Genomic DNA, 19,521 nt, shown 5'->3' on the forward strand with positions numbered 1-19,521 from the left:
TTTATAATCCCCGTATTAATATGCTAATTATTTAGCCTATAATTTTTTATTCTAAAAGCAAGCGGCTTATATGGCTTTCCGCCGTCTTCATAAAACTTCGAGAAAAATTCTATATACATGAGCCTGCATGAATGTACATAAGCGCCAAGCGCATTTATACCTATATTGAAAGAATGCCCTACTAAAAATACTGCTGCGGCTAATATATATAGATACCATTGCCCCATCAGCAGCCCCGCTATAGTATTAAAGACCATAGCTATTACTCCGGTTGCAAGCCCCATACCGAAAATACGGCTGTAAGACAGTACGTCGCTTAAATATCCGGACACATTATAAAGTGAGGCAAGGCCTCCAAAAAACTTTTTAAGTATGCCCTTATTTCTTCGTCCGTTTGTCAAAACTATACCAACGGCACCGGACAAAGCCATGTATTTCCCTACTAATGAAATCAGCCCTCCAAAGGCCAGCATAGGCAGCCCCCATATCAAAAATAGCCAGAATATCTTATCGCATACGGCATCTGCCCATCGCCCGCGTTTAAAAGATATAACCGCACCGGTAATAAGCCCTGTAGACACATGAAGCATCCCAAGAGCAAGGCAGAGTACCAGCATCGTCATCGGTTCTTGTATCGGGTTAAACCATAAAGCCGGCAAGGAAAACCCGAACCACCCTCCGTAAAGCGCACCCCATATGAATGTCGATATACCCGTCATAGTTATAATACCAAGTATCTTTTTAAACATTCCCGCAGGTTTCATCATCCTTTGAAGCACTATTGCCAATATGGACAGTACAATGCCGTATCCAGCATCTGAAACCATCATTCCATAAAATATGAAATAAAAAGGCGCTAAAAGCGCAGTTGGGTCAAGTGCACCCGGTGCAGGAAGTGAATACATCTCAAGAACCGCCTCGAACGGGCGGATCAGCTTGCTGTTTACAAGCGCCACAGGATAGTTTTCACCGTCTTCCGGGTCTTTAAAGTCTATATAATATTGCCCTGTTATTTTTGCTAAAGATTCCTCTACCTTTTTCTCATTGCCTTTAATAACCCAGCCCTGCAAGACAAATGTTTTTGCCGTTCCAGACAAAGAATTGACAGCTTTTGCACGGTCTAGCTCAGCCAAATAATAATCTTCCATACACTTTAAAGAATCTATTTCTTCGATAAACGGAACCGTCTCCTCTTCAGTCTTTACTATAGCATCATTAAGCTTAGCAGCCTCGTTTTCAAATTCATTGATTATATTAACAGGTGTTTTTATGTAGCCTTGAGTATAAAACTCACTGAAATATGCTGTTTTTAAATCGCTTAAAAAGCTATCGGAAACGCTTTTATGTGCAACAGCAAAAATAGATGTATGTTCAAAATCATTGTCTAGCACTTCTATTTGAACCAGCCCATCATATTTATTTAAAATATCTTCGATTAAATTACGTGAAGAGGTGTTTATAACTCCTAAATACATTTTCGTAGAGGCGGTTTCTTTAATAGATCCCATAGGCGCATCCAATGAAATATACAGCTTTAAAGCGTTTATTTTATTCATTAACCTTGCCCTATTTGCACGTAAATTAAGCAATCTGTCGTCGATTGCCTTAATACTGGCAATTATATTTTTAACTTCTGGTTCATTGGAAATGAAACTGTCTAATTTGTCAACTGTAATGGCAGGTTTTGCCTTGATAATGCTTTTTTTTGATTTGTCGTACTTGCTTATAAATGATATAGCACTGCGTACTTCTGTAAGCTCTTGCTCTATCTCAGATACTCTGTCATATCCTACACTAGTAAGATCTTCATCGACTTTTTCTTCAATTATGTGTACGTTACCCATCAGCTGTAACGATTTTAAGATTTCTCTATGGTTTTTCTTAAGTGCAATTAGAGTCATCTTCTTCATTTCAGCAACAGCCATATATTAAACGATCCTCCCTAAGATGTAATTTATTGCCGAGTCCATATTACTGTCAGTATCTTTTTTTATTTGCTCAATGGCTTTATCCATTTGTATTCTCATTTTAAGTTTTTCTTGTTCGGCCTCGTTTTCAAAAGAAGAAATTATTTTAGTAGCCTCTTTCCTTGCTTTTGAAATTTCTGCATCGGAATATTCTTTTAATTGTTTTTCGGTAAGCTTTAACAGTTCTTTGCCTTTTACTGCCGCCTGCTTTTTTATTTCTTCTGCCTTAGATTCTGCATCTTTTATCGCCGTAATAACCTCTAAAGCCATGCTTAACCCTCCGATTAAATTTTTATAATGACGGTTGATAATATTAGTAATAAAACTTTGATATAAATAGCCTGATCTTTAAATAAAAATCATATCATATATAAGATATTATATATAAACCTCAATATAAAGATATAATAATATATATCATCAAAAAATACAACGTAATTTAATACTTACTGAAAAACTCATACATATCTTTGTAAAATAAAAACCGCTTTATTAAAAGAAGCGGTTTTTAAACTATTAAAAATTGATAAACATTCACACTTTTATCGCTTTGTTCATTACGTCATAGTAATGCTGCATTATGTCTTTTCTCGTTACTATACCTATGAAAAGGTCCCGGTCGTCTGTCACTGGAATAAAATTCTGGTTCATAGCTGCAAGCAATAAGTCTTCTATAGCTGAGTTTACATTTACAGGTGAATATTGCCTCCCTTTTAATATGTCTTTCACGCAGAACTGTTCCCTTATACGGTTGTCAAAAGCACAGTGATCAAGTATTGCCCAAAGAAGGTCCCCTTCGCTTAGCGTACCTACGTATTTACCATCATCACTTATAACAGGTATAGCGGTATAACCGTGGTATCTTACCTTTTCTAATGCCTGTCTTAAAGTATCGTGTTCGTATATGTAAGCAATGTTGCTCTTTGGTCTCAAAAAAAACAATATGTTCATGGCGCTCCTTTCTTCCTGCGCATCATTGATTTTTAAATATTTTTCTAGTTTATTTTATGATTAAAAATCATATTTTGCCAAGCTAAAAATGCCGGCACCTTTATCATTATTATATCAAATTATATTTACTTATGAAATCTTTTTATAGCATGCAGCTTATATAAACATTGACCAACATATCTATTTTACTATATTATAAATATTAAATAATTTTTAAACGGTAGATTTAAAATGATAATTGCAATTATTGCCATAGCTATTTTGCTAATAGCATTATTCTGTTGGTGGCAAAACAACCGTCTCGTTATTACACGGGTCGAATATAAAAACTATAAACTGCCTGCAGGGTTTAACGGGTTTAAAATGCTCCATTTATCAGACCTACATAATAAAACCTTTGGCAAGGGCCAAACAAGGCTGCTTAAAAAGACACATGAAATTTCTCCCGACATAATCTTTATAACAGGAGATTTAATAGACGCCAGGCATAAGCTTAATATAGATGCGGCGATGGCATATGTATTAGAGGCAGTTAAAATTGCGCCGGTGTATTTTGCTGCCGGCAATCACGAAAAAAAATCTAATGTATATTTAGAACTTAAAAAAAGACTTAAAGAAGTAAATGTTACGGTACTTGATGATACTTACACCTTTATTGAAAGAAATAAAGATGCTTTATGCCTGCTCGGCGTAAAAGACCCTAGATTTTCTTCAGATGAAATTTTTGAGAACAACTTAAAGGCTATAGTAGATAAATCAGGTGGCGGTTTTAAAATCCTTTTATCTCATAGGCCAGAAAAATTGCCACTATATTCAAAGCTCAAAGTTGACCTCGTTTTTTCAGGGCATGCACATGGAGGCCAAATGCGCCTGCCGTTTATAGGCGGGTTGTTTTCGCCACATCAAGGTGTTTTCCCAAAATATACAAGCGGCCTTAAAAAAGATGCAACCACTTCATTGGTAATTAGCCGGGGGCTTGGAAATAGCCTCTTCCCGCTAAGGGTTTTTAACTATCCGGACTTGGTTGTTGTAACCTTTAAAAAAGATAATCAATAACCTCTTTTTATTCTACAGACCATGCATATATCAAAGGTACAGTCAGATATTCTTCACTTACAGATGTATATGAATAAAGATATGCTGTACTTCCCCAAACGCTGACATACTGCCCTTCATATACTTTAGATTCGCCTTTGCTCATCCAATAGCTAACGCTAATTATCCTGTTTGAATCCTCTACGCCTTGATCGTATATTAAAAAATTACAATAGTATTCTTCGTCTTCCCAATACTCATAAACATAAAATACCGTTCCGGATACTTTTACCTGTAAATTGTTCTCATATAATGCACTGTTATAAATATCAGGATAAGATGCTTCTATGCTTTCATATTTAAAAGAATATAATCTCTCATAACGCTGATCGAAGGTTTCCTGAATAAACCCATCCTCAAAATTACCGCTAAATATTACTTTGCCATGATAATCATATAACGTACCCTGCCCGTTAAAAGTACCGTCTTCGTAATATCCTTCATACTGAAGAACATCCTTAAAATACTCCTTGCCTTCTCCGTTCAACGCATCATTTTGATAAAGCCCTGTTTCAACAAATCCATCGTCCCACGTTGTCTTTCCTTGGCCGCTTAAGTGCCCGTTAACCCAGTAACCTTCATAAGTCCAGTTTGAATCGTCTGATTTCATACAATAAAACGATCCGTATCCATTTGGTAATCCGTTTGAAATACTTCCCGTATATGTACCGGTGCGCTGGCCAAAAGTAAAATCTAAAGTCGTTTGCTGATCGGTAACATATTCCTGTGCAGCAGTTTGTTGCGTATAGGTTGGAGTTATTTGTTCAGTGTATACTGGAAATTGCAATTGATAACTGCATGCTGACAAAGCAAGTATAGTAAACAAAGATGACAAAATAAAAAGAAACCGTCTCATAATAATACCTCCTGTTTAATTCATTTTTAGAATTTAATATGCAAGTATTACCTCATATTTTAAGTATATCAAAAAAAAGCCTTGTAAACTACGCTATTTTTTAGAAAAAATGTAATTTTTTTAAATGTTAGTAAAAATATTCAATCGAAAATAATTATATTCGATTCCCTGCCTTTTTCTCAAAATTCCAACACCATGTTGCGTTATGTTCAACATTGGATTATAATTATCACATCGAACAATTTTATAGTTATAAAAAAGTTTATTGAAGGTGAACAATATATGAAAACAGAAAAGACAGACCGCCGTGTTAAATTAACAAAACAGCTAATTAAAGAAAGCCTGGTTGAACTGATGCAGGAACAGCCAATTTCCAGAATATCAGTAAAAATGTTGTGCGAAGCTGCCGATATCAACAGAAGCACATTTTATGCGCACTATACTGATACATACGACCTGCTGCGTCAGATTCAATGCGATGTTATTTCTGAAATCTCAGAATATATATCACAAAGTGCTTTTTCTGAACAATCTCAATTAACTGTACAGGCAATGTCACATATATTGGAGTATGCGAAGGAAAACTCGAAGTTATTAAAAGTTTTGCTAAGCGAAAATGGTGATTTTAACTTTCAAAAAGATATTATGCTCCTTGCACAGCAAAAAACAATTAATGAACTTAAAACTATGGAAAATTTAGATAAAAGAATTTCTGAATATCTGCAACTTTTCACTATTACAGGTGCTTTAAGCGTCATGGAAAAATGGTTAAAAGACGGCATGCAGGAATCAACACAAGAAATGGCTCAAATGTGTTCTACATTACTTTATAATGGCCTGTCAGGATATTTTATACCGTAATAACAAAACTATCTGCTAAAAAGCCGCAGTGTCTTCTGTGGCTTTTTTTATTTACAAAATATTCCGTAATTGCATTTCTTATTTTTAAAATTTTATTTTATAAATTTTAAATTTTTATGAACTTCCAACAGGATCATTATTTGTGTTGCGATAAATACAATTTGCAGTACATTGTTGGTTGTTAACCAACAATGTGTTTTTTATACTTGATAAGGGAATAACATCTAGTAAATACTAAAAGGTGAAATGATTATGGGAAAATTTGCAAGTACAGTTGTCAGACATAAGAAGACAGTAATTATTATATTTTCGGTCATTACGTTAGTTTGCGCATTTCTATCAATGCTTGTAGAAGTCAATTATGATATGGTTGATTACTTGCCTCCTAATGCCCAATCCACAACCGCACTTGAAATAATGAACGAAGAGTTTACACAATCAACGCCTAATGCAAGCGTCATGATAAAGGATATTTCTATCCCGGAAGCTATAGATTATAAACAAAAATTATCTGAATTAGATGGTGTAAATGATGTACTTTGGCTAGATGATGCAATAGATATCAAAGAACCCTTGGAAATTCAAGATACAGATACAGTAGAGCAATTTTATAAGGACGGTAGTGCCCTGTTTTCCGTAACCATTGAAGAAGGTATGGAAAAGGATACTTGCGGAACCATCCGGGAGCTAATCGGTGAAGACAATGCACTTACCGGCGAAGCGCCTAATACTGAATATCTGCAGCGTATGACCGGTTCAGAAGTATTAAACGCCATGGCGATCCTTTTGCCCATATTCATATTGATTTTAATCCTGTCTACTACTTCATGGGTAGAACCTCTTTTATTCCTTGGTGCGATCGGCATTTCAGTTGTTATTAATATGGGGACCAATGTCTTTTTTGGTGAAATTTCCTTTATGACAAATTCAGTAACCCCTATTTTACAGTTGGCCTGTACCCTAGACTATGCTATCTTCTTGCTGCACAGTTTTGACAATAACAGAAAAAAATACGCCGATGTGAATAAGGCAATGCGCAATGCAATCAAAGAATCGTTCCCAACAGTAGCTGCAAGCGCGGCCACCACCTTATTTGGATTCTTGGCTCTTGTATTCATGAATTTCCGCATTGGGGCAGATTTAGGTTTTGCTTTGGCAAAAGGTATAGTCTTAAGCTTTATTTCGGTTATGGTTTTCCTACCGGCACTTACTCTTTTGATATATAAAGCTATTGACAAAACTAAACACCGTGAATTTATGCCAAGTTTTAAAAAAGTAAATAAAGTACTATTGAAACTATCTATGCCCATACTGATTTTGGTCATCATATTTATAGTGCCTTGTTTTTTGGGGCAATCGCAAACTAACTTTACTTATGGAGTTTCCGCATCGCCAAACAGCCGCAGCGGGCAGGATGAAGCAGCTATTGAGGAAACGTTTGGCCAATCTACAATAACGGTTTTGCTGGTCCCCCGTGGCGACGTTGTTAAGGAAGAAGAACTTAGCCAGGATATAGAAAAACTGGACCATGTAACTGGTGTAATATCATACACGACCACTGTCGGTACAGCAATTCCGGTTGAATTTCTCGATAAGTCTATTACCGAACAGTTCTATTCTGAAAATTATGCCCGAATAATCATATATACCGATACACCAGAAGAAGGTGACATTGCCTTTAATACCGTAGAAAATATTCAAAGCGTTGCAAAATCTTACTACGGAGACACGGCTTATACAGTTGGGCAAAGCGCTAACTTATACGATATGAAGACTGTAGTACAAAAAGACAATATGCTTACCAACATAATTGCCGTTATAGCAATTTTCATTGTACTAGTTTTAACCTTTAAATCGGCTACGCTGCCATTTCTTTTGCTGCTTACAATTGAAAGCGCTATCTGGATTAACTTATCTATTCCATACTTTACCGGGACTTCTATAAATTATATCGGTTATTTGGTATTAAATACAGTACAGCTTGGCTCCACGGTTGACTATGCTATCTTACTAACAGTCAATTATATGAGAAATAGAAAATTAATGCCGCGTAAAGAAGCTATCTCCCTCTCGCTAAAAGAAAATTTCAGGTCTATATTGGTTTCAGCAACTACGTTGGCAGCGGCAGGATTTACCCTGTATTTAACATCGTCAAATCCCATCACATCTATCTTGGGTATGCTGCTTGGGCGCGGAACATTGCTTTCAATGCTGATGGTCGTCTGCTTCCTGCCCGGGCTCCTTATGATATTTGACAAGGCAATCGGCAAGACTACATATAAGGCAGAGTTCTTTTTAAAGAACAAAAAACTAGATGATAATGACTTTGAGGAGAATCGTAATGAAATTTAAAATATTTAAATCCATCGTATCTGTATTTGCGGTAGCTGCATTGCTGCTATTTCCAACTCCAACAACTATTTCTAAAGCCTCCGAAAATACGGTTTACTCTTCCACTGCTGCCTTAAATCAGGGGGATGCTACGATAAGTAATAAAGAAGAAGTGGTTTATGCCACCCTTGGTTCAGACGGAAGTGCTAGCGCTATTTATGTAGTAAACCACTTTGATGTAACCAAAGCCGGAACTATTACGGATTATGGGAATTATACTTCTGTTGAAAATTTAACCACCACCGATCCGCTAACAAATAATAAAGACTCAGTTTCATTTAGCACAAATGAAGGTGATTTTTACTATCAGGGTAATATGTCATCTACAGATCTTCCGTGGATATTTAATATATCTTACTATCTTGACGGAGCAAAAAAAGAGCCTCAGGAGCTCGCAGGCGTATCCGGAGATATTGAGATGCACATAACTACAGAACAAAATGAAAAAGTAAATTCCATTTTCTATGAAAATTATATGCTGCAGATATCCATTACGCTGGATACGGAAAAATGTGAAAATATCAACGCCCCTGGCGCCACTATTGCCAGCTCAGGTAAAAACACAATTATAACCTATATAGTTATGCCTGGCAAAAACGGCGATATCACTCTTACTTCAAGTGTGAACGATTTTGCCATGAGTGGGATTCAAGTATCTGCAATGCCACTTAACATAGGGATCGAATTACCTGATACCGATGAAATGGTAGATGAAATGGCCACTTTGTCAGATGCGATCAGCGATTTAAATGAAGGTATAAAGGATTTTAAGGATGGCATAGCAGATATGAATGAAGGCATAGCTAAACTGAAAGATGGCTCTTCAGAATTTAATGAAGGCCTTTCACTGTTAAGCAGTAGTTCCGCTCAACTAGTACAGGCATCAAGCCAAATCAACTCAGCCTTGGCACAAATCGTATATTCACTTAATAACTCGTCCAGCGGGTTCGATCTCTCTGCTCTTTCCCAGCTTCCCAGTGCACTTACCCAGCTCTCAGAAGGGCTTAGTGATATTTCAGGAGGACTGACCCAATTAAAAAATAGCATAGCCGATGCTAACGGTGCCTTAGATACTGCTATTTCCGGTATCCCGGATATCTCACAATCTGATATAGACGCGCTTTCTAATTCGTCTGCAATAGCTGGCCTTAGCGAATACCAAATGAATACGTTTAATCAACTATTACAAGCATATACTGCTGCCCAAACAGTTAAAACAGTGTATTACGGGCCAAACGGAAATGATGGCGTAAAAACTGCTTTTGGTTCTGCGGTAACAGGCCTTGAAACAATGGCCGGTTCTATAGATACGATATCCCAGTCTTTATCAGACATGTCTACACAAATAAGTAACGCTGATATCTCTAATCAAGTTCAACAGCTTATAGACGGTTTAACTGCCTTATCAAACAATTACAGCCAGTTCCATTCAGGATTAATCGAGTATACAGACGGAGTAAATGAGCTCTCTTTAAACTATGATACACTCAACGATGCACTTGCCTTACTATCTAATGGAAGTGCAGATTTGTATGCAGGAGTAAAAGAACTATATGATGGTTCAAGTGAATTAAATGATAATGTAGCTGACCTGCCGGAAACATTGCAAGCGGAGATTGATAATCTTATTAAAGACTACGATAAGTCAGATTTTGCACCTGCCTCCTTTGTTTCAGAAAAAAATGAAAATGTCTCTTTAGTTCAATTTGTATTCAAAACCGCTGATATTGAATCAGAACAAGAAACGGTTACAAACGAATCTGAATCGGATAATGCTACATTTTGGGATAGGTTTTTAGCGCTGTTTATTCCAAATGATTAAGTTAGTTAATAGTAAAGAGATGTATTATTATAACCCTCTTTACTATTTATATCTTTGCGTTCACAAAAAAACAGCTTTAGCTGTTTTTAAATTGCTTGTACCTTTGAACCATGCGGATTCTGTGATTCCAGATAGAGATAACTTCTTTTCATACCCCTCTTTCATTTCCATTAACTAACTTTTCAGTTTCCAATTCGACATATAATATGGTATTTCTTTAATATCTGACAACTATTATCAAGATATAATATATGGTATAATATTGAAACGAAAGGTGATCAATTATGAGAGACGATTTCTCAGCAAAAACAAAAGATATCCTTGCGCGACGAGTTGGGTTTAAATGTAGTAATCCCGATTGCAGAAAAACCACAAGTGGGCCAAGTAATGAGGGGCAAAATGAACATATTAATATCGGTGTTGCCGCTCATATTTGTGCTGCCTCTCAAGGAGGCCCACGCTACGACGATAATATTTCATCAGAAGAAAGGACATCTTTTAATAATGGGATATGGCTCTGTCAATCTTGCGCTAAAATGATTGATGATGACACTGAACACTTCTCCGTCGAACGACTTCGAGTATGGAAAAGCACCGCCGAACAATTAGCCCTTGTAGAATTAAAGAGCACTCCTTCATCACAATTAAGAATTGAAGACAAAAAAATAATCAAGTTCTTCGCCCAGTGCTTTGACCGCCCTGCATTTCAACATCCAATAGTTCAAGAAGGAAATATGGAGAATCTTGAAAAGGCTATTGAAGATACTATTATCGCATTAAATACTGGAGTTCTCAGGGACAGAGAGGGACAGATATTAAAGATTAACGAAGGGAAATCCTCAATAGTTAATCCCCTATGGCGAGAAAAAGTCGATACAATAGTTGATATGCTTGTCGCTATAAGTCATAGGTTACTTATAGCAAAAAAGGACAAGGTATATTGGCAACAAGGCAATTGTCTATATTGCTTCGATGACTTGGGGATTCAAAAATGGTTTGATTCAACGAGATTTGAAATCATAAAAATATTCTCTTCTATTTGTGAAGAGGCTGGACTAAACGGCCTTCAATTTCCACGACATAGGTATAGATGATAAAGAAAGAGACTGAATATAGGCTATCAGAACAAGAACTTTTCTAATTCTATCTTGAGAGTCTCTCAAGTTCTGTTATATCACACATCTCTTTTATAGATAAAGAAAAAGTCCCGATTAATTCGGAACTTTTAATGGTTTGGTCTGGGTGACAGGAATTGAACCTGCGACCTCTTGAACCCCATTCAAGCACGCTACCAAACTGCGCTACACCCAGCCGCTCTTAATGTGCTCATTAATTCTATCATTCGCAAATTATCATGTCAAGATTGGGCATTACTTACAAAATGCAACGTACATTTTATCAAAGTTCTATATAAATATATGAAAATTCTGTTAAATTTTTGGGCAAAATACACTATATCATTTGTGATTTGTCATATTTATGTAAAATAAAAATTAAAATGCTTTTCAATTTATGTTTTTGGTATTATAATATACGAGTTACAGCAGCCGCTAATTTTTTTACGGCTGCTAATATCAGAAACATAAAAATATTACAAAACATTATAGGAGTGAGATGATGTACGAATTCAAATTAAAAACCGACAAAGAAGGCTTTTACGACATAACTGACAAAGTCTTTGAAGCGGTAAAAAAGAGTGGTAAAACGGATGGTATCTGCGTGGTTTTTTGCCCACACACTACAGGTGGTATTACCATAAATGAAAATGATGATCCGGACGTTACAAAAGACTTATTATATACTTTAAACAAGACTTTCCCAAAGACCAATGAGCACCGCCATTTGGAAGGCAACAGCCACGCACACATGAAAACCTCTTGTGTAGGCAGCAGCGAGACCATAATAATAGAAGATGGCAGGCTGGTTTTAGGCACATGGCAAGGCATATACTTTTGCGAATTTGACGGGCCAAGAGACAGGCGCTTTTTCGTAAAGGTGATTTAAAAGGTAATTAATACATAGATAAAAAAGATGCATGTTTAAACATGCATCTTTTTAATATCTTATATTTTTAAACCGCTTGATTATAAACTGTGCACTAAATCCTGTAAAAAGCCCTGTTACTACTGAAGATATTGTAAGTGCCGGCAGGTACCATAATATTTTAGTTGTTCCCAGAAGTATAACAGCTATGGCGATCTGCCCAATATTATGTGCTATAGCTCCAAATACACTGACCGCCCATATTTGGTCCTCTTTCAATACCTTACTCATAATGCACATGACTAAAAAACAGCATATCCCCCCTGCTGCACTATAGAAAAACGAAAAAATCTGGCCAACCAGAAGGTTGCCTATCAATATACGTAATGCAAGAACTATTGCAGCATCTCTTCTGCTCAATATGTAGATAGCAAGAAGTGTAACCACGTTTGCAAGCCCTATCTTAATCCCCGGGATTGCAACTAAAGTTGGTATCTGTGCTTCCACGAAATACATGATGAGTGCAAGGGCGATCAAAATAGATAACGTTGTTAATCTTTTTACGTTCATATCTTACTGCCTTTACTTACCGGATACGGCGTCTATATCTTCGTCGCCTTCCTCAATGCTTATAACCACCCTATTAGGCAGGCAGACTATAGGATACATGCCGTTTGTAATAGCGCCCTGCTTAACACATAACTTATCCGGGCAGTCTGCACTATACATGGATATCCTGCCTTTTTCCACCAATACCTCATTTCCCGTACCAACCTCTATTATATATGGAGATTCTACGGCATTTAAATCTATTTTTTGTACTAGCACGCCATCTTTATAAATCGTTGCTATCTTGGTTTCATACGTCTTGCTGTTCCCAATTAAAATAGCCAAAACCGAAAGTATTATTAAAAATGCAAATATAATTACAAGCGTTCTATTCGACAATTTCATATAAGCTTATTTCAACCCCACGAAAGTTTTCTTCGCTTCTGTCCCCATAAAAGTAACTGTTACTTTTTCATTTTACCATCTAAATCTTAAATATGAAAGCTGCAATTAAACTGATGATTTTAAAGCTTAAGCCCTTCTTTTATACCTGCCAATTTATTATTGCAAATAAAACCGATATATGTTAAAGTATAGAAAATTAAATGTACCTATGGGGGAGTAGTTTACGTACTGAAAATGTACGTTTCAAGTCAACATCATGGTCTAAAAAGGCCTGGCTTGAATTAAATAACCAGACTCATGTGTAGCTTAAAAATGCTATACATGATTTTTTTATATAAGAGCATCTTAGATTAAGAAAGGATTTTTTCTCACATGAAATACTATTCCAAAGGCTTAGATGAAGTCTTGGCCGAAGTTAAAAGTGGCGATACCGGGCTTAACAGCGCCGAAGCTGCTTTACGCCTTGAAAAGAACGGTAAAAATAAACTGGCAGAACCAAAAAAGGTCTCTCTATTCTCCCGTTTTTTATCCCAAATGGCGGATCCTATGATAATCATATTGCTCGCCGCAGCTATTATTTCAGGCATCACTGCCGCTTACGCCGGCGAAACTTTTACCGATGTATTCATCATTTTATTTGTCGTCATATTGAATGCTATTTTAGGAGTATACCAGGAAAACAAAGCGGAAAAAGCAATAGAGGCCCTGCAGGCCATGTCATCGGCTACTACCAAAGTCCTTCGTGACGGGCACATTATTATCATAAAGAGCGAAGACTTAGTAGTTGGAGATGTCGTTCTCTTAGAAGCCGGAGATGCTGTTCCGGCAGACGGCCGAATTATCGAAAGCGCAAGCCTGCAAACCGAAGAAGCTGCGCTTACCGGTGAAAGCGTGCCAATAAACAAAATGATAGATACCCTTAATTTAAACGATAAAAAAGACATACCTTTAGGTGACCGCAAAAACATGGTCTATATGGGTAGCACTGTCGTTTATGGGCGCGGCAAAGTAGTCATAACTGCTACTGGCACCGATACAGAAATGGGTAAAATAGCAGATGCTTTAACTCAGGTCGAGCAGGGTAAAACTCCTCTTCAGAAAAAATTAGGCCAGTTAAGCAAAGTCTTAAGTTATCTGGTAATCGGAATCAGCATATTTGTCTTTGTATTCAGCCTCCTTAAATCCGGCGACTTTGCTCTAAGAGATATCCTAGATACTTTTATGATAGCCGTGAGCCTGGCAGTTGCCGCCATACCCGAGGGCCTTGTAGCAGTCGTAACTATCGTCTTATCTATAGGCGTTACAAATATGTCCAATAAAAATGCCATAATAAGGCGTTTGACCGCCGTTGAGACTCTTGGCTGTGCACAGATAATATGCAGTGACAAGACAGGCACCCTAACGCAGAATAAGATGACAGTCGTCGAGCATTTTGCAGACGATGAAATACTGCTTGCCAAAGCCATGGCACTTTGTAGCGATGCAGAACTCGATAAGGATGGCAACGCAACCGGAGAGCCTACAGAATGCGCTCTCGTAAATTATGCGAGCAAGCTCGGTTTAAACAAAAACAACTTAAAAACTGAAGAACCGCGTATAGGCGAAGCGCCATTTGACAGCATGAGAAAAATGATGAGCACCGTACATAAAACTGACATAGGATATGTGCAATATACCAAAGGTGCCCCTGATGAAGTCTTAAAACACTGCACCTCGTATATAAAAGATGGGCGTATCTTGCCGCTTACCAAAGATTTAAAAGAAAAGATCCTTTTAGAAAATAAAAATATGGCAGACAAGGCGCTAAGGGTCCTATGTGCTGCTATGCGCCATTTAAAAGAAAAACCGGAAAGCTTTGAAGCAAAAGATTTAGAGCATACTCTTACCTTTATCGGCCTTACCGGAATGATAGATCCTGTCCGCCCAGAAGTTATAGATGCTATAAAAGAGTGTAAAAGTGCCGGTATCCGCCCTATCATGATAACCGGAGACCACCGCGATACAGCTATCGCCATAGCGATGCAGCTTAATATAATCGATTCTCAAAATGAAGCCATTACCGGCGCCGAACTCGATGAAATCAGTGACGAAGAATTTGAGCTTACCATTGCTAAATACGGAGTTTACGCACGTGTGCAGCCGGAACATAAAGTCCGCATTGTCAATATGTGGCGCAAAAAAGGCTTTATAACCGCAATGACCGGAGATGGCGTAAACGATGCCCCTAGCATCAAAAACGCTGATATAGGCGTTGGCATGGGTATCACAGGTACAGACGTTACCAAAAATGTGGCGGATATGGTTTTAGCAGACGATAATTTTGCTACAATAGTCAATGCCGTTGCAGAAGGAAGGCGGATATACGATAATATCAGAAAATCTATACAGTTCCTTCTATCCTCGAATTTAAGCGAGGTTATAAGCATATTTATTGCAACTGTACTTGGTTTCGTCATCTTAAAACCCATACACCTTCTTTGGATCAACCTTATTACAGATGCCTTCCCCGCGCTTGCACTTGGCATGGAAAAAGCAGAGTCAAACCTGATGAGAAGAAAACCACGTGACTCAAAAGAAGGCATATTCGCAAATGGGCTTGGCGCAGACGTCGTATATCAGGGAATAATGGTTACGGTAATCACCATAGCTGCATATTTTATAGGCCACTATATAGAATCCTGCGTATTTGAAATAAGCAACAGCGCAGACGGAATGACTATGGCCTTTTTGGCTATGAGCATGGCCGAAATATTCCACAGCTTTAATATGAGAAGCCAGCGCGGCAGTATCTTTAAACTCTCAAATCAAAATGTATACCTGTTCTTATCTATGGCCGCAAGCATGATACTAACGGCCGGAGTTATATACGTTCCGTTCTTGTCAGAAGCCTTTGGCTTTGAAGAAATAAGCCTGTTTGAATATGCAGTCGCCATGTTACTTGCTCTATCAGTTATACCTACAGTAGAAATCGTGAAGTTTTTCCAGAGAAGCTATAAACGCAAAAGAAACCAAAGATTAAAATTGTCTAAAACTTAACGATAAAGTTTAAACTTCTTTAAAAACACTGCATGTAAAACCTGCAGTGTTTTTTGTTGCTTAAATCAGGTTGTCTTCCAGCGCATAAAGTCATGGATAATTTTACATATATGGAAATTATTTTATATTGATTATCATCGATTTATCATTTACCCTAGTGTCATGGAGGTGCGATATGAAAAAGATTATAGTGTCTATCGTTTTGTTAATGTCAATGCTGCTATGGACAACAAATGCTTTTGCTGCATCTACAGTAACGTACAAAGTGGTATCAGGCGACTGCATGTGGAAGATCGCCGTGAAATATGAAGTTGGTGTAAGCGAGATCATAAATGCTAACCCCCAGGTTCAAAATCCAAACTTGATTTATCCTGGGCAGATACTCAACATACCGACTATCGCTAACAATGTACTGGCATTTGAGCAGCGCGTTGTAGACTTAACAAACCAAAAAAGAGCCGAGAACGGCTTGTCCCCATTAACTGTGAACTGGGAACTGTCGAGAGTTGCAAGGTATAAATCACAAGACATGCACGATAACAAATATTTCTCACATACCAGCCCAATATACGGGTCTCCGTTTACCATGATGACGAACTTCGGCATCAAATATAGAACGGCAGGAGAAAATATAGCTATGGGTCAAACAACACCTGAGGCTGTTGTAAACGCATGGTGGAATTCCCCGGGACATAAAGCCAACATGTTAAACGCTTCGTTTACACAAATAGGCGTTGGTTATGTTCAGGACGGTAACTACTGGACACAGATGTTCATAGGTTAATTTTAAAAAAAGACCCTAAAGCCTAAATCTTTAGGGTCTTTTTTTATATTAAAAAGTGCTGTCTAAACTTATCTGTAAGCCTTTTAAATAACTGCGGCAAGCAATAGCATAGGCAGGTTATCGTTATAAATTTGGTTAAATTGCGATATAGGGAGCGGATTTGTTCCAAGTCCCACTTCAACAGTATAACCCGGCCTTGAAAACTCCTGTATGAACCAATCTTTATATCCTGCATAAGATGCTATCCCATAAGTCTCGGCCAACGAATAGCCGCTTGCTGCCGCCAGTGCTTCTCCGATTTCCTCGGCCTCCTCCGGTGCTAAGTTCATAAAGTCCCAGTAAATTACCTCTCCCTGGCTGTGATACGCCATTGCCAAAGAAAAATCATGGCTGTTAGTGAACTCCACCATTGCCCTGGTTTCCGGTTCAGATTCTGGATATGGCCCTGAGTACCTTGTCGGCCCTGGGCCTGTTATACCGTACATTTCCTCTGCCTCTTTGGATTCTTCCCATGCCGCATTATAATTATGGTTTAAGTCAACTCCCCTATTGTTTGCCTGCCACACTGTAGAAAAATCCGTACTGCCGTTGTTCCAGCGTATCAGATCATAATAATTCGGGTTACCCGGCTGTAATCCGTTCAATACCAGGTCCACCCCATCCGGGTTTACCATCGGAACTATATAAATACTGCTCGATTCCCATATTTCTCCTGGGTCATATCCTCTTATAGTTCTCCCTTGCGCATAAGCCGCTGCAAAATCTTCTATAAACTTCATTAACACTGGAGTTGTTATCCATTCAAGTGCATGGTGGCTGGCGTTGTAAAATACCTGATTTGGCCCTGTTCCTAACTTTAAATAGTAAAGGTTTCTTCCGGCAGAACTCTGCCCTATAACGCCCGTTTCTATAAACGGATAGCGTGCCTTTAGCCCCTCTATGTCTCTTTCCAAAACTTCATAAGTATAATCGATATTTGTATCGACTACGTTCACGCCATACGGAACTTTTATTTGCTGCCCGATTGTTAAATTACTTGGGTCTATTCCTGGGTTAGCTGCTGTAAGCAATGTAAGGTTAGTATTATACCGCCTTGCTATGTTGTATAAAGTGTCCCCCGGCCTTATCGTATATATATCATAACCAAGCAAATACCTTTCCATGACTTTATATGTATTTGCGCCTATCACTCCATCCGGTGTAAGGCCGAAATTTCTTTGAAAAGCAATTACCGCACTTTGCGTCCTCGGCCCAAAGTAACCGTCTATTGCTCCTACATCATATCCCATCTTTTTAAGTAAAGCCTGAATTTCCATGACATCCGTACCAGACATTCCCAACCGTAATGTTCTCATTAAAAACTCCATGCCTTTCTTTGACTTTTAATAATATTATCATGGGTATTTTATGCAAAATACATGTTTTTTGTGATATATATTTAATTAATACAAAAAATCTCAATAAAATATTTATTTATAATCATTTTTCAACAAATTTTTTTATTTTTTAAAAAAGTTTTGATATTAATTGTCAGTTTATTAATTATTTTTTTGCAAAAAATATTATTGAAGCTTTTTTGCTTTTTTAGTGAAAAAGCGGAAAGGAGGAGAGAAAAGTGGCATCGAAAAATCGTAAGTATGGTCCTGATCATCCTTGGACTAAGTTTAAAATGGAATGCGCCAGTGAAATCGGGCATTTGCAGTATTGCAAAGAAAACAACGACGAATATAAAGGTGATCTGCCTAGCCGTGTAAACGGCGAACAAGGCGGACCTATCGGCGGAGAAATGGTTAAACGTATGATTTTAATGGCAAAGCAGCAAAAAGGAATAACCTAAATTAAATTTAGCTCTTAAATCCACCCCCTATTTGGGGGTGGACTTTGTGTTTTTATTTTTCAAAAAATAATCTTTACTAATTCAAAACCTATAAAAAATCCAGCTATTCCAATAAGCAAAGTAATTATTATATAGAAAAATGCATTTACTTTTTTGTTTTTACTAAATAGGTTAAACCCTTCATACATAAATGTTGAAAAAGTGGTATATGCCCCGAGAAATCCTTCTGCCAGGAATAAATTTGTACTGTTTTTGATTTGAAGGGCAGTTAGAATCCCAAGCAATATTGCACCTGATATGTTTATTATAAAAGTGCCTGAAAGATAGAGAATCTTTGATTTTTTTAAAATAAAAATTCCGATTTTATATCTGGTTATACTGCCTAAAAATCCGCCCAAGCCGACTAAAATCAAATCCATTAATTGTCCTCGCTTTCAAAATCGCAGATCAAACTCAGGTCTTCTTTTATAGGTTTCTTAATAAATATTTTATCAGCCAGTTTAAACCCTAAATACGTAGATGTAAAACCAAATGTTACTGATGCTATTATATAAAGTAAAGCAAAGGAGTAATTCCCATCTGATATCAAAACAACTGTTTCCTTGCATATAGTGGCAAAGGTGGTAAAGGCGCCTAAAAAGCCTGTCGTTAAACCAAGTTGTAGATTAGGTCTCACTTTTAAGCTGTCAATAGCAGCTGTCAAAATAAATCCCAATAAAAAACAGCCGGATATATTTACAAGAAAAGTATTTACTGGAATGGCATTATTAACATCAAATACTGCTATTTGCTTTAACAAATATCTAAAAATTGCACCAATACTCCCGCCAAAACCCATATATATATATTTTTTCATTTCATTACCCTCTTAAATTTCAAAAATAAAAAAGCTAGTGACATCTGTAAGACTTAAAACAGAAGTCATCAGCTTAAAAGCAATTTGGCATTTGCCGGGGAGAACTTCTTTCCCTAAAGATTATTTTA

At 37.3% G+C, this 19,521-nt stretch carries 18 protein-coding genes, 1 tRNA gene and 1 riboswitch; of the genes, 9 read left to right on the forward strand and 10 right to left on the reverse strand.

Annotation, left to right across the window (positions count from 1 at the left end):
* Positions 1-23 precede the first annotated feature (23 nt).
* The 3 genes from R2876_03755 to R2876_03765 all read right to left on the reverse strand — a co-directional run bounded on the left by R2876_03755 (position 24) and on the right by R2876_03765 (position 2,918).
* Positions 24-1,925 (reverse strand): V-type ATP synthase subunit I, encoded by a 1,902-nt coding sequence (locus tag R2876_03755; GenBank protein ID MEZ4357728.1) that lies wholly within the window; start codon positions 1,923-1,925, stop codon positions 24-26.
* 3 nt (positions 1,926-1,928) lie between these two features.
* Positions 1,929-2,237 (reverse strand): hypothetical protein, encoded by a 309-nt coding sequence (locus R2876_03760; GenBank protein ID MEZ4357729.1) that lies wholly within the window; start codon positions 2,235-2,237, stop codon positions 1,929-1,931.
* 264 nt (positions 2,238-2,501) lie between these two features.
* A complete protein-coding gene (locus tag R2876_03765; protein ID MEZ4357730.1) occupies positions 2,502-2,918 on the reverse strand; it encodes a CBS domain-containing protein in 417 nt (138 codons plus the stop codon).
* Between the two features lie 231 nt (positions 2,919-3,149).
* Between R2876_03765 and R2876_03770 the strand changes: the two genes are divergently transcribed.
* Positions 3,150-3,974, forward strand: coding sequence for a metallophosphoesterase (locus R2876_03770; GenBank protein MEZ4357731.1), 825 nt, complete (start codon positions 3,150-3,152; stop codon positions 3,972-3,974).
* Positions 3,975-3,981: 7 nt separating this feature from the next.
* Here R2876_03770 and R2876_03775 read toward each other — a convergent pair whose 3' ends face one another.
* Positions 3,982-4,869 carry a hypothetical protein gene (locus R2876_03775; protein MEZ4357732.1) on the reverse strand — a complete coding sequence of 296 codons (888 nt, stop codon included), beginning with the start codon at positions 4,867-4,869 and terminating at the stop codon, positions 3,982-3,984.
* A 282-nt stretch (positions 4,870-5,151) separates the two neighbouring features.
* On the opposite strand from R2876_03775, the gene R2876_03780 reads away from it, so the two are divergent.
* From R2876_03780 to R2876_03795, 4 genes are all read left to right on the forward strand, one after another.
* The gene (locus tag R2876_03780; GenBank protein MEZ4357733.1) at positions 5,152-5,730 is read left to right on the forward strand and encodes a TetR/AcrR family transcriptional regulator C-terminal domain-containing protein; all 579 of its coding nucleotides are present in this window, start codon (positions 5,152-5,154) and stop codon (positions 5,728-5,730) included.
* Positions 5,731-5,982: 252 nt separating this feature from the next.
* A complete protein-coding gene (locus R2876_03785) occupies positions 5,983-8,082 on the forward strand; it encodes an MMPL family transporter (GenBank protein ID MEZ4357734.1) in 2,100 nt (699 codons plus the stop codon).
* On the forward strand, positions 8,072-9,943 hold the full coding sequence (locus R2876_03790) for a hypothetical protein (GenBank protein MEZ4357735.1): 1,872 nt from the start codon (positions 8,072-8,074) through the stop codon (positions 9,941-9,943). Before R2876_03785 ends, R2876_03790 begins: the two co-directional genes overlap by 11 nt.
* 284 nt (positions 9,944-10,227) lie before the next feature.
* Positions 10,228-11,037 carry an HNH endonuclease gene (locus tag R2876_03795; protein MEZ4357736.1) on the forward strand — a complete coding sequence of 270 codons (810 nt, stop codon included), beginning with the start codon at positions 10,228-10,230 and terminating at the stop codon, positions 11,035-11,037.
* A gap of 140 nt (positions 11,038-11,177) precedes the next feature.
* On the opposite strand, the gene R2876_03800 is transcribed toward R2876_03795, so the two are convergent.
* Positions 11,178-11,254, reverse strand: a tRNA-Pro gene (locus R2876_03800).
* A 303-nt stretch (positions 11,255-11,557) separates the two neighbouring features.
* On the opposite strand from R2876_03800, the gene R2876_03805 reads away from it, so the two are divergent.
* Positions 11,558-11,947 carry a secondary thiamine-phosphate synthase enzyme YjbQ gene (locus R2876_03805; GenBank protein MEZ4357737.1) on the forward strand — a complete coding sequence of 130 codons (390 nt, stop codon included), beginning with the start codon at positions 11,558-11,560 and terminating at the stop codon, positions 11,945-11,947.
* A 51-nt stretch (positions 11,948-11,998) separates the two neighbouring features.
* On the opposite strand, the gene R2876_03810 is transcribed toward R2876_03805, so the two are convergent.
* Together R2876_03810 and R2876_03815 are read right to left on the reverse strand one after the other, a co-directional pair.
* A complete protein-coding gene (locus tag R2876_03810) occupies positions 11,999-12,496 on the reverse strand; it encodes a Gx transporter family protein (GenBank protein ID MEZ4357738.1) in 498 nt (165 codons plus the stop codon).
* Positions 12,497-12,508: 12 nt separating this feature from the next.
* Positions 12,509-12,880, reverse strand: a complete 372-nt coding sequence (locus R2876_03815; GenBank protein MEZ4357739.1) for a NusG domain II-containing protein — start codon at positions 12,878-12,880, stop codon at positions 12,509-12,511.
* A gap of 372 nt (positions 12,881-13,252) precedes the next feature.
* Here R2876_03815 and R2876_03820 point away from each other — a divergent pair, with 372 nt between their 5' ends.
* Together R2876_03820 and safA are read left to right on the forward strand one after the other, a co-directional pair.
* Positions 13,253-15,916: a cation-translocating P-type ATPase gene (locus tag R2876_03820; GenBank protein ID MEZ4357740.1), complete on the forward strand. Its 2,664-nt coding sequence runs from the start codon at positions 13,253-13,255 to the stop codon at positions 15,914-15,916.
* 175 nt (positions 15,917-16,091) lie between these two features.
* A complete protein-coding gene (safA, locus tag R2876_03825; GenBank protein MEZ4357741.1) occupies positions 16,092-16,700 on the forward strand; it encodes a SafA/ExsA family spore coat assembly protein in 609 nt (202 codons plus the stop codon).
* A gap of 83 nt (positions 16,701-16,783) precedes the next feature.
* Here the strand turns inward: safA and R2876_03830 are convergent, their stop codons facing one another.
* The gene (locus R2876_03830; GenBank protein ID MEZ4357742.1) at positions 16,784-18,055 is read right to left on the reverse strand and encodes a M14 family metallopeptidase; all 1,272 of its coding nucleotides are present in this window, start codon (positions 18,053-18,055) and stop codon (positions 16,784-16,786) included.
* 314 nt (positions 18,056-18,369) lie between these two features.
* On the opposite strand from R2876_03830, the gene R2876_03835 reads away from it, so the two are divergent.
* Positions 18,370-18,537: an alpha/beta-type small acid-soluble spore protein gene (locus tag R2876_03835; GenBank protein ID MEZ4357743.1), complete on the forward strand. Its 168-nt coding sequence runs from the start codon at positions 18,370-18,372 to the stop codon at positions 18,535-18,537.
* Positions 18,538-18,596: 59 nt separating this feature from the next.
* Here R2876_03835 and crcB (R2876_03840) read toward each other — a convergent pair whose 3' ends face one another.
* Positions 18,597-18,956, reverse strand: a complete 360-nt coding sequence (gene crcB, locus R2876_03840; GenBank protein MEZ4357744.1) for a fluoride efflux transporter CrcB — start codon at positions 18,954-18,956, stop codon at positions 18,597-18,599.
* Complete coding sequence (gene crcB / locus R2876_03845) at positions 18,956-19,393, reverse strand: fluoride efflux transporter CrcB (GenBank protein MEZ4357745.1); 438 nt, start codon at positions 19,391-19,393, stop codon at positions 18,956-18,958. Before crcB (R2876_03845) ends, crcB (R2876_03840) begins: the two co-directional genes overlap by 1 nt.
* 52 nt (positions 19,394-19,445) lie before the next feature.
* Positions 19,446-19,516, reverse strand: a riboswitch (Fluoride riboswitch).
* Positions 19,517-19,521: the final 5 nt, after the last annotated feature.

It is taken from the genome of Eubacteriales bacterium, assembly GCA_041390245.1.
Lineage (GTDB): Bacteria > Bacillota > Clostridia > Christensenellales > JAWKQI01 > JAWKQI01.

Excerpts from the sequence above, each read along its gene's own strand:
- R2876_03770 (MEZ4357731.1), top strand. The coding sequence starts at position 3,150 with ATGATAATTGCAATTATTGCCATAGCTATTTTGCTAATAGCATTATTC.
- R2876_03775 (MEZ4357732.1), bottom strand. The coding sequence starts at position 4,869 with ATGAGACGGTTTCTTTTTATTTTGTCATCTTTGTTTACTATACTTGCT.
- R2876_03815 (MEZ4357739.1), bottom strand. The coding sequence starts at position 12,880 with ATGAAATTGTCGAATAGAACGCTTGTAATTATATTTGCATTTTTAATA.
- R2876_03790 (MEZ4357735.1), top strand. The coding sequence starts at position 8,072 with ATGAAATTTAAAATATTTAAATCCATCGTATCTGTATTTGCGGTAGCT.
- R2876_03835 (MEZ4357743.1), top strand. The coding sequence starts at position 18,370 with ATGGAATGCGCCAGTGAAATCGGGCATTTGCAGTATTGCAAAGAAAAC.
- R2876_03805 (MEZ4357737.1), top strand. The coding sequence starts at position 11,558 with ATGATGTACGAATTCAAATTAAAAACCGACAAAGAAGGCTTTTACGAC.
- crcB (MEZ4357745.1), bottom strand. The coding sequence starts at position 19,393 with ATGAAAAAATATATATATATGGGTTTTGGCGGGAGTATTGGTGCAATT.
- R2876_03820 (MEZ4357740.1), top strand. The coding sequence starts at position 13,253 with ATGAAATACTATTCCAAAGGCTTAGATGAAGTCTTGGCCGAAGTTAAA.
- R2876_03830 (MEZ4357742.1), bottom strand. The coding sequence starts at position 18,055 with ATGAGAACATTACGGTTGGGAATGTCTGGTACGGATGTCATGGAAATT.
- R2876_03780 (MEZ4357733.1), top strand. The coding sequence starts at position 5,152 with ATGAAAACAGAAAAGACAGACCGCCGTGTTAAATTAACAAAACAGCTA.
- R2876_03760 (MEZ4357729.1), bottom strand. The coding sequence starts at position 2,237 with ATGGCTTTAGAGGTTATTACGGCGATAAAAGATGCAGAATCTAAGGCA.
- safA (MEZ4357741.1), top strand. The coding sequence starts at position 16,092 with ATGAAAAAGATTATAGTGTCTATCGTTTTGTTAATGTCAATGCTGCTA.
- R2876_03795 (MEZ4357736.1), top strand. The coding sequence starts at position 10,228 with ATGAGAGACGATTTCTCAGCAAAAACAAAAGATATCCTTGCGCGACGA.
- R2876_03785 (MEZ4357734.1), top strand. The coding sequence starts at position 5,983 with ATGGGAAAATTTGCAAGTACAGTTGTCAGACATAAGAAGACAGTAATT.
- R2876_03755 (MEZ4357728.1), bottom strand. The coding sequence starts at position 1,925 with ATGGCTGTTGCTGAAATGAAGAAGATGACTCTAATTGCACTTAAGAAA.
- R2876_03765 (MEZ4357730.1), bottom strand. The coding sequence starts at position 2,918 with ATGAACATATTGTTTTTTTTGAGACCAAAGAGCAACATTGCTTACATA.
- crcB (MEZ4357744.1), bottom strand. The coding sequence starts at position 18,956 with ATGGATTTGATTTTAGTCGGCTTGGGCGGATTTTTAGGCAGTATAACC.
- R2876_03810 (MEZ4357738.1), bottom strand. The coding sequence starts at position 12,496 with ATGAACGTAAAAAGATTAACAACGTTATCTATTTTGATCGCCCTTGCA.